Origin of the sequence: Burkholderia sp. 4M9327F10 (genome assembly GCF_005503145.1) — a bacterium.
Taxonomy (GTDB): domain Bacteria; phylum Pseudomonadota; class Gammaproteobacteria; order Burkholderiales; family Burkholderiaceae; genus Paraburkholderia.
On record NZ_SCNV01000032.1, the window covers coordinates 77954 to 96751 of the forward strand.

At 58.2% G+C, this 18798-nt stretch carries 14 protein-coding genes and 3 pseudogenes; 9 read left to right on the plus strand and 8 right to left on the minus strand.

The window, feature by feature from the left end; all coding sequences use genetic code 11:
- Window position 1 precedes the first annotated feature (1 nt).
- A complete protein-coding gene (locus FFS45_RS25380; RefSeq protein ID WP_137957388.1) occupies window positions 2-514 on the plus strand; it encodes a chalcone isomerase family protein in 513 nt (170 codons plus the stop codon).
- 29 nt (window positions 515-543) lie between these two features.
- On the plus strand, window positions 544-1161 hold the full coding sequence (locus FFS45_RS25385; protein ID WP_137957389.1) for a DUF2878 domain-containing protein: 618 nt from the start codon (window positions 544-546) through the stop codon (window positions 1159-1161).
- Window positions 1162-1195: 34 nt separating this feature from the next.
- Here the strand turns inward: FFS45_RS25385 and FFS45_RS25390 are convergent, their stop codons facing one another.
- The gene (locus FFS45_RS25390) at window positions 1196-2296 is read right to left on the minus strand and encodes a cyclopropane-fatty-acyl-phospholipid synthase family protein (RefSeq protein ID WP_137957390.1); all 1101 of its coding nucleotides are present in this window, start codon (window positions 2294-2296) and stop codon (window positions 1196-1198) included.
- Between the two features lie 59 nt (window positions 2297-2355).
- Window positions 2356-3150, minus strand: a complete 795-nt coding sequence (locus tag FFS45_RS25395) for a DUF1295 domain-containing protein (RefSeq protein ID WP_137957391.1) — start codon at window positions 3148-3150, stop codon at window positions 2356-2358.
- 153 nt (window positions 3151-3303) lie between these two features.
- On the opposite strand from FFS45_RS25395, the gene FFS45_RS25400 reads away from it, so the two are divergent.
- Window positions 3304-4665 (plus strand): helix-turn-helix domain-containing protein, encoded by a 1362-nt coding sequence (locus FFS45_RS25400; protein ID WP_171029747.1) that lies wholly within the window; start codon window positions 3304-3306, stop codon window positions 4663-4665.
- Window positions 4666-5178: 513 nt separating this feature from the next.
- Window positions 5179-5808 (plus strand): annotated as a pseudogene (locus tag FFS45_RS25410) (LysR substrate-binding domain-containing protein); the annotation flags it as partial.
- 173 nt (window positions 5809-5981) lie between these two features.
- On the opposite strand, the gene FFS45_RS25415 reads toward FFS45_RS25410, so the two are convergent.
- The 5 genes from FFS45_RS25415 to FFS45_RS25440 all read right to left on the minus strand — a co-directional run bounded on the left by FFS45_RS25415 (window position 5982) and on the right by FFS45_RS25440 (window position 12994).
- Window positions 5982-8024 carry a GH25 family lysozyme gene (locus FFS45_RS25415; protein ID WP_137957394.1) on the minus strand — a complete coding sequence of 681 codons (2043 nt, stop codon included), beginning with the start codon at window positions 8022-8024 and terminating at the stop codon, window positions 5982-5984.
- Window positions 8021-9067, minus strand: a complete 1047-nt coding sequence (locus FFS45_RS25420; RefSeq protein ID WP_137957395.1) for a GH25 family lysozyme — start codon at window positions 9065-9067, stop codon at window positions 8021-8023. Before FFS45_RS25420 ends, FFS45_RS25415 begins: the two co-directional genes overlap by 4 nt.
- Before the next feature lie 1308 nt (window positions 9068-10375).
- Window positions 10376-11221 (minus strand): hypothetical protein, encoded by an 846-nt coding sequence (locus FFS45_RS41850; protein ID WP_171029743.1) that lies wholly within the window; start codon window positions 11219-11221, stop codon window positions 10376-10378.
- A 109-nt stretch (window positions 11222-11330) separates the two neighbouring features.
- Window positions 11331-12473 carry an aminotransferase class I/II-fold pyridoxal phosphate-dependent enzyme gene (locus tag FFS45_RS25435; protein ID WP_137957398.1) on the minus strand — a complete coding sequence of 381 codons (1143 nt, stop codon included), beginning with the start codon at window positions 12471-12473 and terminating at the stop codon, window positions 11331-11333.
- Between the two features lie 59 nt (window positions 12474-12532).
- Entirely contained in the window at window positions 12533-12994 is a 462-nt protein-coding gene (locus tag FFS45_RS25440; RefSeq protein WP_137957399.1) for a RidA family protein, read from the minus strand.
- Between the two features lie 656 nt (window positions 12995-13650).
- On the opposite strand from FFS45_RS25440, the gene FFS45_RS25445 reads away from it, so the two are divergent.
- From FFS45_RS25445 to FFS45_RS25465, 5 genes and pseudogenes are all read left to right on the plus strand, one after another.
- Complete coding sequence (locus FFS45_RS25445) at window positions 13651-14802, plus strand: branched-chain amino acid ABC transporter substrate-binding protein (RefSeq protein WP_137957400.1); 1152 nt, start codon at window positions 13651-13653, stop codon at window positions 14800-14802.
- Window positions 14803-14953: 151 nt separating this feature from the next.
- On the plus strand, window positions 14954-15889 hold the full coding sequence (locus FFS45_RS25450) for a LysR family transcriptional regulator (protein ID WP_249362921.1): 936 nt from the start codon (window positions 14954-14956) through the stop codon (window positions 15887-15889).
- Between the two features lie 139 nt (window positions 15890-16028).
- Window positions 16029-17297 carry an FAD-binding oxidoreductase gene (locus FFS45_RS25455; protein WP_137957402.1) on the plus strand — a complete coding sequence of 423 codons (1269 nt, stop codon included), beginning with the start codon at window positions 16029-16031 and terminating at the stop codon, window positions 17295-17297.
- A 293-nt stretch (window positions 17298-17590) separates the two neighbouring features.
- Window positions 17591-17855, plus strand: a pseudogene (locus tag FFS45_RS42455) (hypothetical protein); the annotation flags it as partial.
- Between the two features lies 1 nt (window position 17856).
- Window positions 17857-18279, plus strand: a complete 423-nt coding sequence (locus FFS45_RS25465; protein ID WP_137957403.1) for a RidA family protein — start codon at window positions 17857-17859, stop codon at window positions 18277-18279.
- Window positions 18280-18456: 177 nt separating this feature from the next.
- Here FFS45_RS25465 and FFS45_RS25470 read toward each other — a convergent pair.
- Window positions 18457-18687 (minus strand): annotated as a pseudogene (locus FFS45_RS25470) (SDR family oxidoreductase); the annotation flags it as partial.
- Window positions 18688-18798: the final 111 nt, after the last annotated feature.

Below are 18798 nucleotides of genomic sequence, written 5' to 3' on the forward strand. Positions count from 1 at the left end.
CATGCGTGCGCTCGCCGTGTGGCTGTTCGCGCTATGTTGTGCCCCGGCGTGGGGAAGCTGGAAAGATGAAGTCCCGTTGGCGCGACTGCTCGGTGAAGGCGAATTCTGCCTGCTCGGCTTCTGCCTGTATGACGCGCAGCTTTGGGGCCGGCAGTTGCCGATTGATTACAGCACGCCCTTCGCACTGGTGCTCATCTACGAGCGGCACATCAGTCGCGAGCGCCTGACGGATACCGGTGTCGATGAAATCCGGCGACTGGCGGTCCCGCCTCCGCCGGCCGATACACTCGCGCGCTGGCGCGAGGACATGCTGCGTGCCTTTACCGATGTCGCGCCGGGCGATTCGCTGTGCGGCGTATTCCTGCCCGGGATAGGCGCCCGTTTCTACGCAAACGGCCAACTCACGGCCGAGATCGACGACCCCGGCTTCGCGCGGGCCTTTTTCGGCATCTGGCTTGATCCGCAGACTCGTGCACAACGGCTGCGCAGCCAGCTACTTGGGGGCGCGCGGTGACACACAAATGGCAGTCGCGGTAGCGAATCATGCATACAGACTCGCACGACACCGGGCAGCAAACCGCTTCGACGGGAGAGTCGACTGAACCGGCGCCGGCCGACGGGCGGCCATCACAGCAACGGTCCGCGATACTGCGTTATGTGGTCCTGGGCCAGGCCGGCTGGTTCATCTGCGTAATCAGTGCCGCACGCGGCGCAGGGTGGATTGGCGTGCTGTTCGCTGCCGGCGTCGTGGCTTATCACCTTGCGAACGCGATCCGGCCGTGGCGTGAGGCGCGGCTCGTCGGTGTGGCCACCCTGATCGGCTGGATGTGGGAGAGCGTCCTCGTGCACGCCGGGCTGCTTGCCTACCCGAACGGAATCGTGATCGCCGGTACGGCGCCGTACTGGATGGCGGGCCTGTGGGCATTGTTCGCCGTTCAATTCAATGTCCTCCTTGTCTGGCTGGGCCGGCGCTGGCTGCTTGCGGCGCTGTCGGGCTTAGTCGCCGGTCCACTGTCATTCCGTGCGGGCGCGGCCCTCGGCGCCGTCCAGTTCGCGAAGACAGACGCTGCACTGCTCGCACTGGCGCTCGGCTGGTCGATCCTGCTTCCGGGCATGCTGTGGCTTGCGCGACGGTGGGACGGAATGCACCCCGCCCCATAGCCATCGGTTTGCGGCTGCGTCGCGCTCCGCGCTTCTAGCGCTTTTCGAACAGATAGTGTGCAACGCCCCACTCGTTGCCACGCCTGTATCCGAACAGCTCGGCGACCGCCATGTAGAACATGCGCCAGCGCTGGAACCAGCGCGCGGCGTCCCGCGCACCGTAGGTTTCGACCAGGATCGGCATCACGGACGCGCGCACCGCATCCAGCCGGGCCAGCCAGGCGTTTGCGGTACATGCATAGTGGGTACCACTCACCCACCAGCGACGCGTAATCCGAAGGTCGTCCTGGAAGTTCAGCAGCAGCGTCTCAGACGGCATCGTGCCGCCCGTGAAAAAATATTTCGACATCCAGTCGCCGCGGTCTCGCACCTCGAAGTGGTAGGCCAGCATGCGGTGGGCGAACAGATGGACAAACAGCCGCCCACCCGGGCGCATCCAGCCCGCAATTCGAGCCAGCAAGGCACCGTAGTTCTTCACATGCTCAAACATCTCGATTGACAGGACGCGATCGAAAGATCCGTCGACCGGCATTCCGGCAAGCCCGGCATCGGCGATATCGCAGGTCACCACAGTCAGATTCTTCAGCCCCTTGCTGGCGGCCTGCGCTTCAATGTACGCACGCTGACCTCGCGAATTGGACAGCGCAACGATCGACGACTTCGGATAGCGCGCCGCAAGCCACAGCGACAGGGAACCCCAGCCGCAGCCAAGATCGAGAATGTGCTGGCCATCGGCGAGTTCCGCGCGCTGCGCGTAGAGCTCCAGCATCGCTTCCTCAGCCTGTGCCAGCGTCTCCGTGCCGCGCGGATAGAGGCAGCACGAATACTTGAGGTGCGGGCCAAGATGGGCGGCGAAGAACGAAGCCGGCACCTCATAGTGCTGGCTGTTAGCGACGTCCGTTGCGATGGCGATCGGACTCGCGCGGAGCTCGTCGATCAGCGCACCGAAACGGCGTGCGCAAAGCTCGCCATCGTCGCGCCCCTCATCAACGAGACGTTGCCGGATTAATCGGCGCATGCCCGCTCGCACCATGCCATCCGGTAACCATCCATCCTCGCACAACCGGATCAGTAAGCCTTCATCCGTGCCCGCATGTGCAGTCGCGGACAACGATTCTGTGGATGTAACGGGCATTTCAGAATCTCCATGTAAGTGACAACACGCTTCGCGCGCGTCATCGCCGGCGGTGACGTTCAGACACGGCTGCGCGGCCGCTTGCGCGGCGGCCACGGAACGAAGGGACTCGTAACCTGCATGTACTCCTCGTAGCCCGGTCGCGTCTTCAGCGACCGCTGCTCAAGGAGCGGGACACCCGAGAGCTTCATCAGCAACCACGTCATCAGCAGTGGCGGCACCAGCGTCAGCCAGGCCCAGGGCGAGCCGATCGAAAGTGCGATATAGGTGACCCAATGCATGCATTCGAAGAAATAGTTCGGATGCCGCGAGTAGCGCCATAGACCATCCCGGCAGACTGCGCTGCGATTTCCAGGCTTCGCGCCAAATCGGGAAAGCTGGCGGTCCGCCAATGCCTCGCCTCCGGTCGAAATGACCCAAACCGATAACGCGACAATGATCCAGAACGGTGTGGGCCCATCCGAGCGATAGCTGGGCACGGCAAACGCGAGCGACAGGATCATCGAAACCAGCACCTGGAGCTGGAATAGCCAGAACATCCGGACGTTGGCTGAAGGCCCCCATTCTTCGCGGAAGCGACGATATCGTGCGTCTTCCGGCTGCCTCCAGTTGCGGCGCCACAGATGCGTACCAAGGCGCGCGCCCCACAGTGCGCCAGCCAACGCCACGAGCGTGCGGCTTGAGCCGCTGCCGGTGCCCATGAACCCGTAGAGCAATGCGACCGCCCCGAGAGAGAAGGCCCATACGGGATCGATCATGCCGGCATTGCGGCTTTTTATTTGCCATGCCCAGACAGCCGTAAAGAGCACTTCGAGCAGAACGAAGGCGCTCAGTGCGCATATTGCCGGTGGCATGTCTTCCTCCTTGTCTGTTGGGGCGTTTGCGTATTCGCCGTTCTGGGACCGGACGCGGGCTGTGAACGCGTATTGGCGCTTCTTCGCGGTCAGTCCGATATGTATACGCAATGGTGGGCGCTTTGGATGCGCGAACGGGAACACAAGGCGTCCATGATCGAGGAAACGCGGTTCGCGGTCAGCGTTTTGGTGCAGGTGACTTCCAGCTTTTTCAGGCTCTTGCAAAACACCATTGACGATTTTTCAGATCGACATGCATCCGACAACCAATCCGATTCGTATGGGGCTCTGAGGGCTCGTTTAGCCGATCTAATGTTCTCCGGCACTTCACCGAAGAACGGTGTGCCCTCGCGTCCGCGATTTGCATCCGTGCATCGCGCAGTTGTCCTGTTGCCTCCGCGCAAGCGTCACGTGTTTCGCGGCGTTCCGGCGAACTTTCTGAGGAGCATGACCATGTCCGACATCAAGGCTGATTCAGCAGCTCTTATGGATGTTTTCGACCGTCGGGTCGAGAGGCGCCTGAAGCGCCGGCAATTTTTCAGGAATGCTGGCGGACTGGGCCTCGGTCTTGTCGGCGGTACGTTGATCAGCGCCTGCGGCGGCGGGTCCGGCATCTCCTCGATGGCGCAGACCACCGCGCCGTCAGATGAAGAGATTCTCAATTTCGCGCTCAACCTTGAGTATCTCGAAGCCCAGTTCTATACGTACGCAACGACCGGCAGCGGTTTGCCGGCCAGCATGCTAACTGGCGTCGGCACGCAGGGCACAGTCAGCGCAGGCGCGCAGGTACGGGCGGCTCTCATGGGTGTGCGCAAATATCAAAGCCTGATATCCGATGGCGGCCGTCTGCAATTGCTGGGCGGCACCGGTTCAAGCTGGCTGATCTGCCATCCGGTCCAGGGCAATCTCGCCTTTAGTCCTCACCAGATAGAAGCGGCGCTGTCCGCGATGGTGACCGCTGTGCATTGGGTCCATCCCGACCCCGCACCGCCTCAGCGGGTGTACTTCAGCCACGAGCGCCTGGGTCCGCTTGCCGGCTATCGCAAGATATTCCGCTGCCCGGTTGAGTTCCAGCAGGCCTATAACGGCCTTCTGGTCGACAACGCCGTACTGGACTGCCCGCTACCGCAGGGGAACGCCCAGTTGTCACATATCCACGAGCAGTTGGCGAGCAACAGACTGCAAACGATGCAATCCAGCCAGGCTGCAAATGAGGCGCTACTGGCGTGGCTGCATGCGCACATCGGCCCTCCGCTGCCCACGCGCGCAGAGGCAGCCGCGGCTTTCGGCCTGACGGAGCGGACGCTGGCACGCCGGCTTCAGTCGCTCGGCACCAGCTTCACCGAACTGCTGGATGCTGTGCGATGCGACATCGCGATGCAGCAGGTCCGCGAGACAAACAGGTTGCTGACAGACATCGCGCATGATCTGGGGTTCGCAGGCCTTAGCCCATTTCACCGGGCCTTTCGGCGCTGGACGGGATCGGGGCCCGGACAGTGGCGACGCAGCAATTGACGTGATCCGCGAGAATAAAATCAGCCTAAGGAACGGACTGTAAGTCATTGATCGAGAAGATTTAGGGCCGCCCTGGCCACACAAACGCAAAGTCAGTCACGAAGCGATAGAACCGTGGTCCGGAGATATCGCTGCGTAATAAAGTCAGTAGCTCGCTATTCTCTGTCAATTTCGGGCGCGTTCGTGATCGGTAATCGCCGGAGAGTTCAGCCATGAAATTTAGCGGCTCCGTGTGGCCTTGGTTTCACTCCAAGCTCGGATTCAATCCCCACCACGATAGAGCGTTGCATCGAGTCGCCGGACTTCGCCATCTTGCTCCACCTGAACAAGTTGACGATAAACCTCGCTCCTGGTTAGCCCGGCGCCCTCGCGTCTATTTCACTTTCTCCCATATCAAGGTGACAACGCTCATCTTGCCGTCAACAAAGAAGCGAAACGGTGGAGTCGTGTAGATCAAACGATCGCCGTCGACCTTAACTTGCCTGACCTGTGTCGTTCCCGTCCAGGATTCGTTCCACGACAAATCTCACCCTGAGGTTACCGTCCACGCTTGCGATTCGCTGGTTGCTGCCACGGCTGCAAGTGATCAATCTCGCCCTGCCTCGGACAGAATTGCGCATCTATACGTCGGCAGACGATACGCCGGATTTCACTGCGCCCGACGTCGACGCCATGGTTGTGCGTGGATCTGGACATTGGGCAGGCATGGACGCGATACCGCTGTTCCAAGAATGCCTGACGCCGATGTGTACGAGCGAACTGGCCGCATCGCTGAAATCGGTCGCTGACCTTGCTCGGATCAAGTTGCTCCACCCGGGACACGGCCACGGCGAATGGCGATGCTGGCTCGATCGTGTTGGAGCGACCCAAACCGACATCAGTGGCGGACTCGTCTTCGATACCCTCGAATTAACGCTCACCGCTGCGGCACAGGGACATGGCGTTGCAATTGGCGACCCTCGGATGGCGAAGGACCGCCTTGAGGCGGGAGCTCTCGTCATGCCGTTCAGCGAGGTTGTGCAAAACGGTCTGGGCTATTTCCTTGTTTTTCCCTCACAACGCTCCGCACAAAAAAAGATTCGCGCACTCGCTGACATCTTGATCCGGCTCGCGCAAGAAGACCCGCCGATACCGGCTCGATAAGCGGCCGCCAGATCACTCGAGGCGCAGCCACGCGCATGCACAGCCGAGGGACGCAAGCAGAATCCTGGAGCCATCGAAGAAACTCCGCCGTGAATCACTGGAGTCTTACGAAATTCAGCCACTTGGTCTGTGCAGGTGCGCCGGATCAGCACAGCCCATCGACCGCGCACGGCCTAACGCACCGCGTCCAGCGCAACGTTGGACTGCCCTTTCTTGAAGAGATCATATTGCTCGGAGGTTCCGAAGAAGACCTCGCCGGTCGTATTCGGACCGACACCCTTCACGTTGAGGGTTCCTGAATATTGCCAAAGCGTCCAAGGGTTTCGGCCACGCAACTGGGTCCCCGAAGCACCGTAGCTACCGAGCCAGATCATGAACTCGTCGCTACGCTCGTCGACGAATGTTGAGAGATTGTTGCGATTGCCATAGAGCAAGGGTGTCTTGCCGTAATGCGTCCGCAAATCGGACGCGAATTTAAGAATCGCAGCCTTGGCGCTTTCAAGCCCAGCGGCGTTGAGACAGGCCAATTGGTGACTGTCCTCGCCTTCGGGGTTCACGACTTCGATCGCGACGGGTAGCGCCTCGCGATCGACCGGGACGATGCGGGAAAGTTGAGCCAATTGCGCGACGGGGGAACGGCAAAAGTCAAATTTAACATAGGCGCCCCGATCGATTCCCAGCGCCTTGATGTGCGACCAGCGCTCAGGGAAGGTGGTATCTGGTCCGCCCCAACCGATTGCACGCGCATAGATGAAGCTAGGGCGTGGCATTTCAGCAAACGCTTGCCAATCGATTTTCCCGTCTGCGGATGAGAAGTCATATCCCTGCATGGGATAGATATCTGGCGCCTTGAATATCTTGATGTCCGGCCGACCGACAATACTGCTGACCGGGCCAGGCGGCAGAGCTATTGAGGCCTGGCGTGGCTCCACTGCCGAAACCGGCGATAGGCCAACGTTCACTGGTGGCGGCGCGCCAGTTAAAGCAGATCCCTTTTTTGCCGGGATGGGGGCGCTCGAGATCGCATCACCAGCTAAAGCCGAACCTGCGACGTCATTCCCGAGCCCAAAGCTCCCGGCGCTGTCCGTTGGGTTGGTTGGCGCGGTATCCGGCCCATTATAGGCATCCGCCGCAGCCATCGCGGGGCCGCTGCCACGATCGGACAAGAAGAAGAAACCGCCTAACGCAACTCCCGACTGTGCAGGTCCGATCCAGGGATCGCTAAGGTTAAAATTCGGATCAGACGATGCGCGCTCGTGAGCGATCCGGGTATAGGCACTCGTAAGATAAGTGGTCAGTGCGGACGTGCGTGTCAGTCCGCTCTGCTGTACTTTGCTTCCGTCGATGGAAACCGTGCTGTAGGCATCCCAATAGAGCGGATCGGCCACTCCCTGGGTAACGCCATCGATGAGAAGATCGAAGAAGACGCTGCCACGCGAAGAGTCGAGTGCCGGCACAAGATCATTCGCGGAGCCAGCAGTAATGGCGTACGAACCCGGCTTCGCGAATGCGTCGGGGTTCCCACCCAGAGAACCTTCTCTGAAGAAACCTCCGCCATAGCATGCGTTGATCAGCGTGAGGACATGAAAATAGCGGCCGGCCAGATTCTCAACGTCCGTGGCAAACTCCTGCATCTTGTACATGCCCATCGAACCATTAACGTCGCTTGCCGTTCCCAGAACGAACGCCGCCATCGTGTCGGCCGTGCCGTCAGACTTGCCGTAGCGTCCATGGCCCGAATAAGCGATTAAAAGCCGGGCCTTCTTTTGAAATTCAGCGGCGCGATTGACGAGATAGTCCTCGAGAAAATAGTTGATGTTGTCGACAGTCGCGTCCTCGTTGCGGAGAACGATCACTTCATCGAACTTCTGCTCGCGGACTAGAAAGTCCGCGAGTCGAGTCCCGTCCACTGCCGCGGCGGATATGTCATGGCCGGGCATGTTCGGATATTTATCGATCGCGATGATGAGGCCTATCGAGCGCGTTTCGGCGGCGGTTTTGACGCCGACTGCGTCAGCTATCCGAGTGTCGAGTGGCGCATTGGCATCCGAATTGAAGTGCACGAAAAACCGGCAGAAGCGCTCCTCGCGCGCCGGGGCGCCATTTGCACATGTGCCTGAAAAGGGAGGCGTCTGCGCTGCGGCGCTTGTCAGCAGGCAAACAAGCCATGTGAGCCCGCTACGCAGCAGCCACAAACGGGCGACCCGAAGCTTCATTGTTGAAACTCCGCCACGCCTAATGACGTGTAGAAGGCGTCAGTTTTTCCCTTAAAGATGTTGGCGTCGAAGGCACCGTTGAAGCCGATCGCCATAGTCGCCGCCTCGGTATATTGCCAGAGTGCCCAGCGAACACCGTTAATTGTCGTCGGAACCTCACTCGCCCGCGAGGTCTTCGAATAGTCCGCGAGCCATAGCGGATACGTGGAGAGCGCTGCGAACTCGGTTTCCGATCCTATGCGCTCGCGCCACCAGGATCGCGCGGTGTAGATCATCGGGGTGCGGTGTAATCCGGTTTCCACCGCAGTCAGGTAGGCTTTGGTCATTGCGATGATCTCGGCCGGCTTACGGCCTTGCCAACGGTCCGGGCCGTCCTTACTTGCCTTGTCCCACTCGAGGTCGACGACGGGTGGCATGTCGGTAGGAAGCAATCCGCCATTTGCCTTGATGACCTTGATAAAGGTTGCCGCTTGGGCGCGCCCCCAATCCTCCGCCGGAACGCGAGGATCGCCGCTAGAGAGGAAATGATAGGCACCCCGATGGACCTCACTTCCCTTCGGCAACTTACCAGCCCGCGACCAGAAACCAGCGAACTTCGAGTCGAGCGAACCCGTACCCTGCGTGGCCTTCATGTAAAGGAAGCGAATCTTACGCGTGCGCAACTGCTCGATCGGAAAGGCCGAGTTGGTATAGTGGCTGATGTCTACGCCGAAGAGTGAATCCTTTCGCGGTTCGTTAAGTGCCGTGTCAAAGTCGACGTCGTTGGGAAAGCGAAATGGGCCATAGAGGTTGAAGTATTGCGCTGACGCCGTTGTACCCGACGAATCTGCTGCGACGTCGGCCTCGCGGATTTCTGCGAATAGATCCTGGCGAGAGAGATCGTCTGTGAGGTCAGTCAGCCCGAGCGCCGCGGCGCTCGTGCCTGGCGGGTCGATCGCGTCGGCAGTGGCTGCTGTCGCCGGTTGGGTTTGCGCATTTGCTATCGCCGGTACGAGCGCGACGAGCATTGCTACACTGACGAGGTATCGTGAGGAAATGAGCATCGGGCAGTGCCTCCAAAAAGCCGCGGCACACCCAGGATGAGCGCTGCACACGGACTTTGCTGTCAAGAAGAGAACGCATACGCTCAACCACTAACCATCGATGCGCCTCAATCATGGGCGACGAAGGCATTGATGCCCGCGTATGTTGCTCTGTTCTGCCCCTGAATGTCAACTGACCGCTTTCGGCTACCTTGGCCTAGCAACGGCTTTGCTAAGGATCATCTTCAGGCCTCGACCAGGTTTCCCGAAGACTGCTACGCACCGGCCTCCGGCAACCGGGGAAAAGTATCCGTTTGAGCGAAATGCGGGGAGCGGCGGCTTTCCGGCGGTTTGAGTGAACGCGTGTTGCTGTTCAGTTGCAGTCGACCTGTGATCGCAAAAAATATACTCGGTCGAGACAGCCCTCGCTAAGTATCTGTTTTTACTATAGCCTCCAAATTCAAAAAATCGCTTCCATAACGGTCGGGCCCCTTGTCCAACGCGCGCTCTCGGCCGTTCTAAAAGCGATAGTCGGTCGAACCTAGGTACGTCGGCCGTTTCCGAGACTGAACCATTCGTGCCAACGCTTTCACCGCACCATCGCGCCGGACGCGAGCCGCGGCGCCCGGATTGGCCCGGACGGCACAGAAACAGGCTCGGCGACCGGGCGCCCCCAACGGCGGCGCTAGCTTGACGCGCGGGCGAACGCTCTCTGCCATTGCGACCTGATCGCAAACTGTCACGGTCGAACCTAGCCGATTTGCGTTGTCCCAACCAAGGCGGTCTGCGATTACTCCGTCGCTGGGCCATGCCTGCCGCCGACGGTCCCGCAGCGCCGAGTTCGCCATCAGGCCTGCCCCTCGAACGTTTTTCTTTGCCTACGTCTGCCTCGTCTCGCGACTGATGAAATGAAATCGCCGCGCACGGCAACGGTAGAGGTTCGAGCGCGCTAGCATAGAACCCGGCATTTATGGGCCGACCCCCGTGAAAACCGGACACGAGGTAACGCTTAAACTTTGAGGTGGTGTTACGCCTACGTTTAAGCCTAGCTCTAACGTGGAACCTATTGAAGTTTTGACCCAGCCCGAGCAGTGCCGGCGGCGCTCTGTCGAGGAGAAGCTTGCGATAGTGCGCGAGACCTTCGAGCCCGGAGCAACCGTTTCCGGAGTCCCGGCTAATACATCTCATTGGTCCGAGGACGCCAATCTCAGGTCGGACCAGCAGCAGTTGGCACGCGTCCTCCTCAGTTTCGGCCGCGCCCACCCACATCTTTACAGGCGGACTCGCGCTTCTAGAAGGCCGCCTTCAGGTTCTTTCCTTGTCCAATTTCTAACATTCGCCTCGTGGCGTCCAAGCATGCATAGAGCCGCTCAAGCTTCTGAATTCGTCCAAAGATTCAACCTGGTAGTCGGGGACACGAGTATCCAAGACATCGCCAGCCACATTTGTGATTTCATAGGCTCGCTCAGCAATGGTTGCGCTTTCGACGCAAGGTTGTTTGCCGCATCCTGCGCTGAATGACCCAGGGGGTGAAGCAAGAAGCTCAAGTACCGCATGCAAGAGATACTCCGCATCTTCAACCGGCAGCACGCCAAGCTCGTGGAGATGGGTCAAGGAGGTCTCATAGATAGCGGCGGTCGGCTGTTTTTGAACCACAGGGTCATCACCGGCCTTGCGTCCGGTCATCTGGGCATGCGTCCCACCCGACCGAACATTAACCAAAAACCACGCGAAGCACTGCTGCTGCCAAATAATGCGATATCGAGCCTTCAAGGATTTGGGCGCATCAGATACGGAGTCCCGGCTCAAGCGAAAACCAATGGAACTCAGGAAACGCCAAAAGATCTGCCCATATTCAAACTCGCTGCCTTCAATTGGCGGGATGAGAGATTCCACTTCTATCAGATCGAGACGAACACGCTTTCCTGCCCCGATAGCTCGTTGCGTCGGCAGAAAACCAAACTCGGATCGCGCAACATACCGATCGAACAAAGCCAATCGAAAGGCGCAGGCAATCTCCGCCCTAGTAACGCTTCCACAGATGAACGTCTTAAGGTCGGGTGGAACACGGACCATTGCTCCCACGCGGTCCGCTCCCCATCGACCGTTCACGTAAGTCAGCAGGCGCTCGACGTTCTGGTTGCCGACATTCGCGACATCGGATCGGACTTTCATCACGCGAACGCCCCAGCAAGTATCGCCAAGCGCGACTGACAGTCATTGCTACAAGGGGACCTGGGCACAAGCGCCCGGGTCCCTCTCCGCACCACGTGGCTGCGCACAGTCAGAGTACTGCGTCCAACGCCTGCTCAATATCGGCAATCAACTCATCCACCGATTCAATCCCAATCGAAAAACGAATGAGGTTCTTCGGGACGACGCTATCGGGGCCTTCCACGGACGCGCGGTGCTCCACGAGGCTCTCCACTCCACCAAGCGACGCGCCGATCAAAATCACTTTGAGAGCACAGCACACCTTTCGTGCTTGCTCTGCATTGCCTTTAACCAGTATCGAGAGCATTCCGCCGAAGCCGTTCGTCATCTGCATTTTTGCAACAGAGTGATTGGGATGGCTCTCAAGACCAGGATACAGTACGCGCTCGACCAACGGATGATTGCTGAAGTGTTGGGCAATCGCGAGTGCGTTGCTCGATGCCCGCTCAAAACGAACGAACAGAGTACGCATCCCCCGGATGAGGAGCCACGTTTCAAAGCTCCCTAGCACTCCCCCAGAAAGATTTCGGATCAAACCGATTTCTTCCCATCGCTCGTTGAGTTTCTTGGTAATCAACACGCCACCAAGAACATCGCTGTGACCATTGAGATACTTAGAGACCGAGTGAAAAACGATGTCTGCGCCCAAGTTGAGCGGCTTCGATGTCGCCGGAGGACAAACGCTTCCGTCAACACAGAGAATGCCGCCAACCGCATGAACAGCGTCGGCTGCATCTGCGATGTCAATGATGTCCCACGTGGGGTTTACCGAAGGCTCAATCCACAGAACGGCGGTGTTCGGACGAATAGCTTCCTGAAGTGCGCCCGGCACCGTTTGATCGAAGAAGCTGAGTTCGATACCTCGGCGTTCCGCAATTCTTCGCATCCACTTTTGCGCACCGTGGTACATCACCTGCGGTGCGAGGATGTGCTCCCCGGACTTCACGGTTTCGAGCAATGCGGTGCAAGCGGCGAGTCCTGAGCCAAAAATCTTTGCGTCCGCGCCGTTGTCAAGCTTTGCAAGCATCTGCTCGACGTGAGTCCAACTCGGATTCCCATAACGACCGTAGCGAATCCCGCCGATAAGCTCATATTCGTCATCGCGAGTAAACGTTGTCGACTGATGAATCGGCGGCACTACCGCACCCGTAGCGCCATCAACGAAGTGATCGGCTTGAACTACAACCGTATTGTCAGACCGGCTAGTATCCATAACTTCCTCCAGATTTGGCATTGTCTTTTTAAAGGTGGTGCAGGATCGTCCTGCCCATCCTATTTCAAAGCGAAGATTGCTTCGATCTCAACCGCGATACCGCCGGGCAGTGATCCAGCTCCCATCGCGGTTCTAGAATGCTTGCCGCGCTCGCCAAACACCTCGCAATATAGTCGAGAGCAAGCGTCAATTACCTTGGGGTGGTCGACGAAATCAGGGGTTGCGTTGACCATGCCATGAATCTTCACGACTTGCGCAATCTTTTCCAAGTCGCCCAATGCAGCCTGAGCGGTCGCAAGGAGCTGAAGACCGATAGTTTTGGCATCCTCAGCGCCCTCTTCTACGCTGTATGTCGCCCCTAGTTTTCCCTTCCGCAGCGTGTTGTCTGCGTTACGAGCTCCCTGTCCAGACAGGAACAGCAGATTCCCAACGATCGAGAACGGCTCAAAGGTTGCGGGACCGCGCTTGACCTGGGGTAGCACGAACCCGAGGGATTCCAATTGCTTTTGAATTTCGCTCAAGATGATCTCGATTACGTAGGCATAGGGATTAACCCGAGTATTCACCGGTCACGTGTTGTTCGTTGAGAACGTCACTGTTGTGCGCCCCCTCACCCTTGCGGAAACGTCCGCAACTGCTAGCGCTGCGAATTAGGAGTGCGTTACGGCGCGTCTTTTCGGGCCTCGTTATCGAATTATCAAAAGCCATATCTGAGCAGTAAAGCGTCAATAACTCCGGAGGTCATGAGTTTCTGGAATCCCTCTCTTCACGAAGGGTCGAGGATTGCCTCCGGACGCCTCCGAATCCCCTGCGCCGGCCACAGTTCAACGCGTCCTTCCCGATCCGCGGCGCGCCAAATCAACCGCCGCGGGCTGTCCAGAGAAAACCACGAATCTCCAAATAAGTTACCGCTAGAGAGGCTAGGTCCCGTTCCACAGCGTCGCTCAGGCGCTCATTCCGAACAATCATGACCTGATACCAAAATATCGATTTCAAGCCAATTTATGAAAACTTAGCCTACATCTCCAACGACGAGTTCGTCTCGTCATATCGCGAGGAGACCACACACCACATCAAGTCGAAATTGATTGCTCCAGATGCAGTGAACACGACGAACTACAGACGACGACTGCATCGTGGCTTACCTGCTCATGATGAATGTACGAAGGATGATGCTATGAAAAGTGAGACCTCGAAATTGCTCCTGGTAAGCGTGGGAGCCGCTATCTCTATCGCTTGCAGTCCCGCCGCCGAAGCGCAATCGCAAACCGTAAAACTTGGGTTCTCGGCACCCATGACTGGGCCTCAGGCGCAGTATGGGAAGGACTATGAATCAGGCGTCTTGCTCGCGATTGAGGACTTCAATGCGACCCACCCGAAAGTAGACGGCAAGATCACAACGTTTGTCCTGGACAAGGAAGACGACCAAGGAGATCCGAAAACAGGAACCATCGTGGCACAGCGGCTGGTTGACGATGGCATCAAGGGGATGGTGGGTCACTTCAATTCTGGTGTCACTATCCCTGCTTCCGCAATCTACAATCGAGCCGGCATCCCTGAAGTTTCGGTGGCCACCGCTCCGACATACACGCGGCAGGGATTCAAAACCACGTTCCGTATGATGACGTCCGATACACAGCAAGGCAGCGTCATGGGGCAATACGTCGTCAACAAGCTGCACGCGAAGCGAATCGCTATCGTCGACGACCGGACTGCATACGGCCAAGGCCTTGCGGAGGAGTTCGAAAAAGCCGTCAAAGCGGCCGGCGGCAACATCATCGACCATCAGTTCACCACCGACAAATCGACCGACTTCAAGTCGATCCTCACCTTGCTCAAGGGGAAGAACCCGGATTTCGTCTACTACGCAGGTGCCGATACGCAGTCTGCTCCGATGCTTAAACAGGCAAGAAGTCTGGCGATGACGGCAACCTTCGCATCCGGTGAGATGTCGAAGACGGACAACTTCATCAAGGTTGCAGGTCAAGCTTCGGAGGGTGCAATCGTGTCACTGGCGGGACTTCCGCTGGAGAAGATGCCTGGTGGCGCCGGCTTCACGAAGAGATATGAAGCCAAGTTCGGAACAAAGCCGACGACCTACGCGCCGTACAGTTACGATGGCGCGACCGCGATGATGACTGCGATGACGGAGGCCAATTCTTCGGATCCAAACGTCTACCTTCCCAAGCTCGCCCAGATTGATATGAAAGGCGTCACGACCGATCACTTTTCCTATGACAAGTACGGCGACCTGCGCGACGCAGTCGTCACGGTCTACAAATGCGAGCAAGGCGCCTGGGTCCCGCTGGACGTAATCAACCCGAAATGACGTAGCCGCATCTGTGGGGCGACCGGTAGTCCCCCCCCCCTTGCTACCGCGTCGCCCTTGAGCGATATTTGATCCTTCCCCATCGCTAACTATCGCCACTGCGCCAAGGGTCTGTATGGCTATTCCAAGAAGGTTTCTCCCCCCAACAGCGATGCTTGCTGCATTCGAATCCGCAGCGCGCACTGGAAGCTTCACCCAGGCAGGTATCGAACTCAATCTGACCCAGAGCGCGATCAGCCGTCAAGTTCGCGCTCTAGAGGAACGACTAGGAGCCGATCTCTTCGTACGGGAGCGTCAGAACGTCAAGCTCACTGAGGCGGGTCTGAGCTACGCCCGGGAGATTCGGGAAGCGCTGAAACACATCGGGGACGCCTCGATGGCTATCAGGGCGAGCCCTAAAGCGACCTCGCTCAACTTAGCCGTGCTTCCCTCCTTCGCAGCTCGATGGTTGATACCGCGGCTGCCGACGTTTTTTGCGCAACACCCTGACGTCATCATCAATTTTTCTACACGCACGAAGCCTTTCGAGTTCGAGGCGGAGCCGTTCGACGCTGCAATACACTTCGGGCACCCCGCCTGGATGGGCGCAGAATCGCTCCCTCTAATGGGTGAGGCGGTAGCGCCGCTCGCAAGCCAATCATTTTTGAATAACCACAGCGTCAATGCTCCGGAAGATCTACTCTCGGCACCGCTTCTGATCCTACGTACTCGCCCCGACGCTTGGGAACGGTGGTTCCTTGCCAATGGCGTTTTTTACGATTCCGTAAACGGCCCACTCTTCGACCAATTCGACGCGATGGCATCTGCTGCGCGAGCCGGCCTCGGCGTTGCCCTGCTTCCAACTTTCCTTTTCCAGGACGAAGTGACAAGAGGAGAGCTCATTCCTCTGTTTGACAAGGCGACGCCTTCCGACAATTCATACCATCTCGTATGGCCCCACAACCGCCGCGACAACCCAACGATGATCCAATTTCGTGAGTGGCTAGCCAAGGAGGCCAACACCGAGCAAACCTATCTCCATGAGCGTGGCCCGGACCCCTATCCGGAGCGCGCCCGCAAGCGCCACGGTGACTCTTCAAGCGAATGATATTGCGTTTCCATCAGATGTCTGCTTGCGTTGTATGGGGCCATTCCTACTCGACATGACATCGTACTAATTTGTCTCTTTGATCGTGAAATATGTACCGTTATTGTTGGTACGTTGAACATCAAGGAGATTTTCAGTCATGCTCAATGACAACAACACGCATGGCCTCTGGGAGCGGACGGCAATCAGTGCTCCCGTCGCTCCTCGATTGACCAATGAACTGACGGCCGACGTTGCTGTAATCGGTGGAGGCATCACCGGTCTTTCGACTGCGCTCCACCTCGCCGCGCAAGGCGCGAAGGTCGTAGTGCTCGAATCCAACAAGGTCGGTTTCGGTGGGTCAGGGAGAAACGTAGGCCTCGTTAACCCCGGTATGTGGGTCAAGCCGGACGATATCTGCTCAGTGCTTGGGCTAGAAGCGGGCGAGCGCCTAATCGATGTATTGGGCGCAGCACCGCGCCTGGTATTCGATCTCATCGAGCGCCATGGAATTGAATGTGAAGCGGTTCACAAGGGTACGCTGCATTGCGCAGTCGGATCCAGCGGCCTTGAAGAGATTCGGGACCGTGAAGAACAATGGCGTCGGCGAGGCGCACCGGTTCGTCTTCTGGATGCGCAGGAAACGGCGCGTCGCACTGGTTGTAGTTCCTTCTCAGGAGCGCTCCTGGATGAACGCGCCGGAACGATTCAGCCCCTGTCTTATACGCGTGGACTTGCGATCGTCGCGACCAGGCTTGGAGCACAGCTTTACACCGGCAGCGAAGTCAAGAGCGCAACGCGAGTTGGTAACCAGTGGAAGTTGTCGACGGATTCGGGATCGGTTTCTGCCGACTGGGTTGTCGTTGCCACAAACGCGTACTCTGGCTCGCTTTGGCCGGCGCTGCAATCCGAATTCATTCCCCTGTCCTACTTTCAGTGCGCGACGGCTCCTATGCCTTCAGAACTCAAGCGTCGCGTTCTGGGTAACGGCGAGGGTTTGATCTGCACCCGTACGGTCATTACCTCGTTGCGGACGGACGCAGCGGGTCGCCTCATATTCGGAAGCTTGGGTGCCCTTCGCAACGTCGGCACTAGCGTGCACTCTCGCTACGCTAAGCGGATGCTCGAGCAGATGTACCCAGAGCTGCGTAACGTCAAGTTCGAGAACGAGTGGTTTGGTCGTATCGCGATGACGACGTCTCATTTGCCGCGCTATCACGAGCTGGCCGAACGCGTTATCAGCTTCCACGGATACAACGGTCGAGGAATCGGTACCGGTACGATGTTCGGGAAGATTATGGCGGGACGCATACTGAACCCGAGCCTGCAGCCCCTGCCGCTCGACAAGACGGAGCCTGAACTGCCCTCCCTACGCGGTGTCCGGGCGGGCTACTATGAAGCAGGCTCTGTTCTCGCACATATGTTTTGATAGCACGTGCGCTCCGCAAGGGTAAGCAGACTTTGATCGTGGAGCTCTTTCGCTCCCGGTCGAGTCTGAGCCGCACACTCTCGCCGCCGAAGCGCTGAATTCCCAACAGCACCAATCACCATCCGCCTAGTGGCTTAAAATCTGCGCACGCATTTACCCCGTGCAACGAGCTTTCCGCTGCTCGCTCGAATCCTACGGTGCACGCCGACGCGACTTGTCGCATTTTTTTTAATCTTTCACGAGCCCCGGTATGAAAAGAGGCGCGGCTTTGACGGCCAAGTGATTTCGGCACCTCTGAGGCGTGGAGCGCGAAGTGGGCGCCTGAACGTCGGCAGCCGCTGCGTGCGCGATATGGTGCCCGCGTGCTCGCCGTCATCGAACGCATGATGGTCGAGTATTTGCCGACTGTCGTGCTGTCAAGTCTACTCGGCAAGGCCTTGCGATATCGCTTGGATGTTCGTTAAACTGCCGCGCGCAACGACCGCACACTACTACACTTTACTGCTGCCTTGGGCCATGCCAGGATTGACGCACGAAGAACCGACGAAGGAGCTTTGAAATGGTCAACGGGGTAAATCCGAGCAAGATTTGGTCGCCCTTCGGTGCATTCTCGATGGCCGTCATCCAAGGCGAAGGACAGATCGTTCATCTGAAGGGGCAGGTGTCACTCGATCGACAAGGACAGATTGTCGGACAGGACAACATGCGTGCTCAGGTTCGGAAAACCCTGGAGAATATTCGAGATGTTCTTGAGGCGATGGGCGGACAGATGGCCGATGTGATTTCGCTCGTCCATTACGCAACCGACATCGAGGCTTTCATGACTACCGGAGACATCCGCAAAGAATTCTTTTCTGCCTCTTATCCCGTCACGACGACCGTTCAGATCGAGCGTCTGTACCATCCGGAATTGCTGATCGAAATTACTGCGACCGCAGAAATCCCCCGTTCTCGTTTTCGCCAGCCCCAGAGCAGCGCATGATCCTTGCCTCGCAACCACTACAGCAGTAGACGGTTCCAGCACCAACGAGGCGTCGATGATTGATCGCCTACGTCCGATGGACATGCCCGATGTGGACGCTGCCTGAAGCTACGCCCCAGGCAGCGTGACGTGGCGCTTAGCTTGCGATGACACTATCCGCAGAGCGCCGAGAAGGCCTTACTCTTTTACCGGCACCATATAGTTCACGATGCTGCGGCCGCCGTCGATGTAGACGGTCTGACCCATGATGTACGATGCGTCATCGCTGGCTAGGAAGGACACCACGCTGGCGACTTCCGACGGCTCACCACAGCGACCAATCGGTGTTCTCGCAAGAATGTTTCGGCGAGCAACATCACTCGACATTATGGAATTCGCCACGAGTTCGGTCAGAATCGTGCCCGGGTGTTGATTTGCGCGGAATCCTGACCCACCCTACGCAGTAATTTGCATCGAATATTGACCCACGTAGAACACTGACCTGCTCGGCAACGGGCGGGGGAACGGAGTGATCGACGT